Raw genomic sequence first — 6,804 nt, forward strand, 5'->3', positions numbered from 1 at the left:
CTGCTTTATGCAGCCTTAAGGAGTTTTGGTGGGCCCTGTAGGACTTGAACCTACGACCTGCCGATTATGAGTCGGACGCTCTAACCAACTGAGCTAAGGGCCCTTTTTTGTTTATGATTAGCAATCATAACTTAAACGAGATGAGATTAGCTGTCTATAGAGATAGCTAATTTTAATCTTCAATATGACATTATTGACTCGTGATTAAGTTTAGTTGATGGGTAATGCGAGTCAAGTTTTTCTACTTATTCGCCGTCTAAAAAACAACGAAGCTGTTCTGATCTTGACGGATGTCTCAGTTTTCTTAACGCTTTGGCTTCTATCTGCCGTATACGTTCACGAGTCACGTCAAATTGTTTACCCACCTCTTCCAGGGTGTGGTCTGTATTCATGTTAATGCCAAAGCGCATACGCAGAACCTTAGCCTCACGAGCTGTTAAGCCAGCCAGTACATTTTGGGTTGATTCGCGTAAACCGGCAATGGTTGCCGATTCAACAGGTGACAATACTTTAGCATCTTCTATGAAATCTCCCAAATGAGAATCTTCATCATCGCCTATTGGCGTTTCCATAGAAATGGGTTCTTTCGCTATTTTCAATACCTTACGGACTTTGTCTTCTGGCATTTCCATACGATCAGCCAGCTCTTCTGGGGTCGCTTCGCGCCCCATTTCTTGTAAAATTTGCCGTGAAACCCTGTTTAATTTATTGATGGTTTCGATCATATGTACCGGAATACGTATAGTCCGCGCTTGATCGGCAATAGAACGGGTAATCGCCTGCCTGATCCACCAGGTGGCATAGGTAGAAAACTTATAACCCCGGCGGTATTCAAATTTATCCACCGCTTTCATTAAGCCAATATTGCCTTCCTGAATCAAATCAAGGAACTGCAAACCACGGTTAGTATATTTTTTTGCAATTGAAATGACCAACCTTAAATTGGCTTCAATCATTTCTTTTTTAGCACGTCTGGCCTTGGCTTCGCCGATAGACATACGGCGGTTAATATCTTTTAAGCCACTGATGGTTAAGCCAAATTGCTCTTCTATACCAATCAGTACTTTTTGAGCTTTTTTAATGTCTTTTTCGTGCTCTTTGATGACTGTAAAATACTTGCTGCCTGCTATCAAAAATTGCGCAATCCAATCCAGATTGGTTTCGTGCTCTGGAAAGGTCGAGACAAATTCTTTGCGCGGCATTTTGGCTTTATTAACGAAAATATCCATAATGATACCCTCTTGCTCACGCGTCGCCGCCACGCCGTCTGGAATAATACCCGATAATTTTTTCAAATATTGCGGTGTCCATTTAAATTCCATGAACAAGTCGGCCAACGTATCAAACGCCAACTCGGTTTTTTCGCTGGTATAATCGTGTTTTTTGACCGCTGCAGTCACTGTTTTTAGCTGAGCCCTAAGCACTTCCACTTTTTCTTGGATGTCATCGTAGTTAATACCTTTCAATTCATCTTCAGCGCTGGTTTCCGTTTCCGTTTCGGTTTCCGCATCGTCAATGACATCATCAATGCCTTGGGCAATTACCAATTCTTCAGGCTCTGATAAATCCACCAAGCCGGAAATTAAATCGGTCAGGCGAATACCACCTTCTTCTGTGGAAATATTATCGAACGAATGGATAAAGTCTTCAACAACTACGCAAGAACGCGCCAGTGCTTTAATTAGCTGCTGCTGACCTTCTTCTATGCGTTTGGCAATTTTTAGCTCATCAGAGCGGGTTAACAGCTCAACCGAACCCATTTCGCGCATGTACATACGCACCGGATCAGTGGTACGGCCAAATTCGCTATCAACCGAAGCAAGCGCTGCAACTTCTTCAGCGTCTTCGTCATCAGTGGTAACAGCGGCCTGATCAGTGATCAGCGAATCTTCATCGGGAGCAGATTCATACACCTGAATGCCCATATCATTGATCATACCAATGATATCTTCAATTTGTTCAGGATCAACAATATCAGGCGGCAAGTGATCGTTAACCTCGGCGTAAGTCAGGTAACCCTGTACTTTTCCTTTAGCAATCAGCTGTTTAAGTTGAGATTGTTGTTGCTCTTGGTTCATTAGATATTCACCGATAGTCTATTTCAGAAATGGGACTATGCTTAAATCCACAATTATACTATAGATCATAATTTTGGACAGCACTCTATTTTTGTGCTAATAATTTACGCAACGTCTCTTTTTCGTGCGCTAATAAGGCTGTACCTTTGTTTAGCAGCTTTTCCAGCGTATTTGATCGGGCATGACTCAGTAGCCTGGTCAATGTGTCATTGAAGGTGTCGACTATCTTGTCTTCAGACAGCATTAAATCCAGCATAATTAACTTTTTTACCGTATTTTCCTGCGTGTTATCTCGATAATACTCCATTAAAACCGTCGCGTTGCTAGGACGATAAATGGTAATAGTTTTTATGATGTCTTTGAGTAATTCCACACCGGAAAATTCCAGTTCATCCCAATCAATATCTTTTTCTTCAATTAAGTTGATGATTTGGGGATTCTGTAGCAATAATGCAATAGCAGTACGTGCCGAGGATAAACGCCCTGCATTTCTGGCTTTATTTTGTGGTGAATTATCCAAAGCCGCGTTGAAAGTCGATATTTTTTCTGGAATATCCAGTGTCGTTAGGCCAGATAAGTCTTTTAGATGGCTGAGCATCATGTCTTTAAAGGCGCTATCTGATAACTTTTCCAAATACGGTTTGGCTTTGGCGACTAATTGGGCGCGGCTTTCCATTTCGGTTAAATTTAATTTGGCTGACAGCTGCTCAAAAAAATACGCAGATAAGGCTTGTGCGTTATGAGTTCGCTCGGTAAATTTAATCAAGCCTTCGTCGCGTACCAGCGAATCAGGATCGTGCTGGCTAGGCAATAGCATAATGCGTAGTTGCCGGCCATCTTTCATGCTGGTAAAAGCAACTTCCATTGCTCGCCAAGCAGCTTCACGCCCCGCTTTGTCGCCATCAAAACAAAAAATCAATTCCGATGAAAAGCGAAATAACAAATCTAAATGCGCTTGTGATGCTGCCGTGCCTAGCGTTGCCACCGCGTAATTAATCCCCGCTTGTGCCAAAGCAATCACATCCATATAGCCTTCAACAATTAAAATCCGTTGTGGCTTAGGGTTGCTTTGCAATAACTCATACAAGCCGTAAACCTCTTTGCCCTTATGGAACAGCGTGGTTTCCGGTGAATTCAAGTATTTGGGCAAAGAATCATCCAATACACGGCCACCAAAGCCAATCACCCGCCCGCGCTTGTCTCTGATCGGAAACATAATGCGGTGGCGAAAACGGTCGTAAGCCGAACCATCATCACGCGCAACCAGTAGCCCAGCATCGACAAGCGTATTAACAGGGAAGCGTTCGGTGAGGGTATTCCAGGCATTCGGTGCATAGCCAAGCATAAATTGACCGGCGATGTCGCCAGTGATGCCACGATTTTTTAAATAATCGACCGCTATCTTGCCATCGGCACTGGCTCGCAGTTGTTGCACATACAATGCAGTCACTTGCTCCATCAGCAAATACAAATTGCTGATAGTATCTTTAGCTTGCGTAGGTTGCTGATTATTAGCTGATTCGCGCGGCACATCAACGCCTGCAAACGAGGCTAAATCTTCAATCGCCTCGACAAAATCCAGGTGATTAAACTCCATCACAAAGCTGATGGCATTGCCGCTGACACCGCAACCAAAGCAATGGTAAAACTGCTTGGCGCGGTTAACAGAGAAACTGGGGCTTTTTTCGGTATGGAACGGACAGCGTGCCGAGTGGTTGGTGCCAACTTTTTTAAGTGGCACGTAGCTATCAATCAGGTCGACAATATCAATCCGCGTTAATAAATCATCGATAAATTCGCGTGGAATCCTGCCGCCAGACATTAAACTACCCCGACATGTAACTTACCCAGCTAGGGCGGATTTGATCTTGACACCGACTACGGCCATATCAGCGCGTCCTTGCATAGTGGCTTTTAGCAGATTCATGACCTTGCCCATGTCTTTAATGGACTCAGCACCCGATTCAGCTATCGCCGCTTGAATCATGGCATCCACTTCAGTATCAGTCAGGGCTTGCGGTAAATAATCTTGAATGACGACTAACTCGGCTTCTTCAATAGCAGTTAGATCAAGTCGTCCCGCATCGTTAAACTGCCTGATGGATTCACGGCGTTGTTTGACCATTTTATCCAACACCTGGAGTGTGCGTGCGTTATCCAAGGTAATGCGCTCATCAACTTCAATCTGCTTAATCGCCGATAAAATCAGGCGAATAACGCCTAATTTGTGTTTTTCCCCGCCTTTCATGGCGGTTTTCATATCGTCCTTGATACGATCTGTTAACAAATCCATTGGTTTGCCTTAACTTACAGAGTAGGGCGGCCGCGACGCAAGTTTTTAAGTGCATAACGTTCACGCGCCAATTTTTTCAAATGACGTTTAACGGCAGCAGCGCCTTTGCGTTTACGCTCAGCGGTAGGTTTTTCATAAAACTCACGGCGACGTACTTCGGCTAAAACACCGGCTTTTTCACAGGCACGTTTAAAGCGACGAATCGCGATGTCGAAAGGCTCATTTTCTTTAAGTTTTACTGAAGGCATTTATTAATCCAAGTGTGATAATATCTAATAACAGGGGCGCACAGCGCCTCTAAATAAACTGAACCCTTAATTATACCTTTACTTTTCCAATTTTCAAAAAAATTCATGTACGTATTGGGCATAGAAACCTCGTGTGACGAAACTGCCGTCGCTATTTTTCACAGTAACAAGGGCTTGGTACATCACTTATTGTACAGCCAAATCGACATGCACAGCGAATACGGCGGTGTTGTACCTGAGCTGGCATCACGCGACCATATCCGCAAATTAATTCCGCTCGTTAAGCAATTGTTGCAGGAAAGTGGCTTAGTGAATGCCGATTTGGGCGGCATAGCCTATACCGCAGGCCCAGGATTAATGGGCGCGTTATTAGTGGGGGCTGCCACCGCCAGAAGCATGGCATGGGCATTGCAAATACCCGCTGTGGCGGTGCATCACATGGAAGGGCATTTGTTAGCACCGATGCTGGAAGACAAACCGCCACAATTTCCGTTTCTAGCGTTATTGATTTCCGGCGGTCACACATTGTTGGTGCATGTTAACGGTATTGGTCAGTATAAATTACTGGGCGAATCGCTGGATGATGCAGTCGGCGAGGCATTTGATAAGACCGCCAAAATGTTGGGTTTAGGTTATCCGGGCGGGCCAAAATTGTCTGCACTGGCTGAGTTAGGCACGGAAAAAATTCGCTTTCCCCGCCCGATGACCGATCGGCCTGGTTTGGATTTCAGCTTTAGTGGTTTAAAAACGTTTGCCATGAACACCATCAACGCATCGCCCAAAACCGAACAGGATAAAGCTGATATTGCCGCCAGTTTTCAGGCGGCCATTGCCGATACGCTCAGTATTAAATGCCGTCGTGCGCTGCGGCAAACCGGCCTTAATCGTTTAGTGGTGGCCGGTGGCGTGAGTGCCAATACCCAGATTCGGGCTGCATTAACGCTTATGGCCGCAGGGGAAAATGCCGATATTTTTTTCCCCAGAGCGCAATTTTGTACCGATAACGGCGCGATGATCGCTTATGCTGGTTGTCAACGTTTAATAGCAGGACAAATAATTGAAGGGCAAGCTATAACAGCGCGTCCACGGTGGCCAATGATGGAATTATCAGCTATCGATTAGGATTCTTCGCCTGTCAACAAGCGTTTGATATTGCTTTTATGACGGTATAATAACAACGCTGTCATCACAACAGAAGCCAGCACCAGCGGCACACTGCAGACAATAAACCAGGCATAAATCGGTGATAGCACTGATGTACACAGTGCGGATAACGATGAAATTTTGCGTAATTTGTACACCGCAAGCCAGGTAGCAACAAAAGCTAATCCTAGCCACCAACAAAAGCCTAATAACACACCGATAGAGGTAGCCACACCTTTACCACCTTTAAAGCCAAAAAACATCGGATAAAGATGGCCTATAAACGCGGCCAAACCAGTTAAAGCCAGTATTTCAGCAGAAACCCCGAACGCATTAGCGGCATAAACAGGTATTAATCCCTTGAGTAAATCGCCCAGCAAGGTAATGCCAGCGGCTTTTTTACCGCCGATACGCATTACGTTGGTAGCACCTGGGTTGCCTGAGCCTTCAGCACGCGGGTCTGGTAAGCCCATGAGTCGACAAATAATAATGGCACTGGAAACAGAGCCTATCACATAGGCTAACGGAATAAATAACCAATCAATCATATGACCCTTCTTTATTGATGACTTGTCAGCACAGGGCGTTTCCCTGATACTTAGCGTTTTTAAAACGCGCATATTAACCGAGATTGACTATGGACATCATATTTTTAGGTGGGCTTGAGATAGAAACCATCATTGGTATTTATGACTGGGAAAGAACAACCAAGCAAACCGTTGTTTTGGATATTGAAATGGCTTTCGACATAAATAAAGCAGCTGAAACCGATGATATTGCGTTTGCCTTGGATTATAAAACAGTTTCCAAGCGGATAATTTCTTTTGTTGAATCTAGCCAATTCTTTTTGGTCGAAAAACTGATTGTTGAAATCAGTAATATTTTGCTCACCGAGTTTATGATTTCTTGGGTAAAAATCACTTTAAATAAAAAAGGTGCGATTCGCGGTGCGAGCAATGTAGGCATTGTAATTGAGAGGGCAATACTGCTACCGATAAAATAACATTATTAAAATTAAGCACCTAGGTGCACGCATTTCTTG

General features: G+C 44.2%; 7 protein-coding genes and 1 tRNA gene. 2 read left to right on the forward strand and 6 right to left on the reverse strand.

The genetic code is table 11. The annotated features are described in order from the left end of the window. Positions 1–26 precede the first annotated feature (26 nt). The 5 genes from CRENPOLYSF2_RS01160 to rpsU form a co-directional block, all read right to left on the reverse strand. Positions 27–103 (reverse strand) — tRNA-Ile (locus CRENPOLYSF2_RS01160). A 142-nt stretch (positions 104–245) separates the two neighbouring features. Next, the gene (rpoD, locus tag CRENPOLYSF2_RS01165) at positions 246–2,078 is read right to left on the reverse strand and encodes an RNA polymerase sigma factor RpoD (protein WP_087142140.1); all 1,833 of its coding nucleotides are present in this window, start codon (positions 2,076–2,078) and stop codon (positions 246–248) included. Positions 2,079–2,163: 85 nt separating this feature from the next. Continuing rightward, the gene (dnaG, locus tag CRENPOLYSF2_RS01170; RefSeq protein ID WP_087142141.1) at positions 2,164–3,900 is read right to left on the reverse strand and encodes a DNA primase; all 1,737 of its coding nucleotides are present in this window, start codon (positions 3,898–3,900) and stop codon (positions 2,164–2,166) included. Positions 3,901–3,921: 21 nt separating this feature from the next. Next, the gene (locus tag CRENPOLYSF2_RS01175; protein WP_087142142.1) at positions 3,922–4,371 is read right to left on the reverse strand and encodes a GatB/YqeY domain-containing protein; all 450 of its coding nucleotides are present in this window, start codon (positions 4,369–4,371) and stop codon (positions 3,922–3,924) included. Between the two features lie 14 nt (positions 4,372–4,385). Beyond that, positions 4,386–4,619, reverse strand: coding sequence for a 30S ribosomal protein S21 (gene rpsU / locus CRENPOLYSF2_RS01180; protein ID WP_087142143.1), 234 nt, complete (start codon positions 4,617–4,619; stop codon positions 4,386–4,388). Between the two features lie 105 nt (positions 4,620–4,724). Here rpsU and tsaD point away from each other — a divergent pair, with 105 nt between their 5' ends. Next, positions 4,725–5,741: a tRNA (adenosine(37)-N6)-threonylcarbamoyltransferase complex transferase subunit TsaD gene (tsaD, locus tag CRENPOLYSF2_RS01185; RefSeq protein ID WP_087142144.1), complete on the forward strand. Its 1,017-nt coding sequence runs from the start codon at positions 4,725–4,727 to the stop codon at positions 5,739–5,741. On the opposite strand, the gene plsY is transcribed toward tsaD, so the two are convergent. Then, positions 5,738–6,310 (reverse strand): glycerol-3-phosphate 1-O-acyltransferase PlsY, encoded by a 573-nt coding sequence (plsY, locus tag CRENPOLYSF2_RS01190; protein WP_087142145.1) that lies wholly within the window; start codon positions 6,308–6,310, stop codon positions 5,738–5,740. The two genes, tsaD and plsY, sit on opposite strands and share 4 nt — an antisense overlap. Positions 6,311–6,399: 89 nt before the next feature. On the opposite strand from plsY, the gene folB reads away from it, so the two are divergent. Then, positions 6,400–6,765, forward strand: a complete 366-nt coding sequence (gene folB / locus CRENPOLYSF2_RS01195) for a dihydroneopterin aldolase (protein ID WP_087142146.1) — start codon at positions 6,400–6,402, stop codon at positions 6,763–6,765. Positions 6,766–6,804: the final 39 nt, after the last annotated feature.

This window comes from Crenothrix polyspora, assembly GCF_900163755.1.
Taxonomy (GTDB): domain Bacteria; phylum Pseudomonadota; class Gammaproteobacteria; order Methylococcales; family Methylomonadaceae; genus Crenothrix; species Crenothrix polyspora.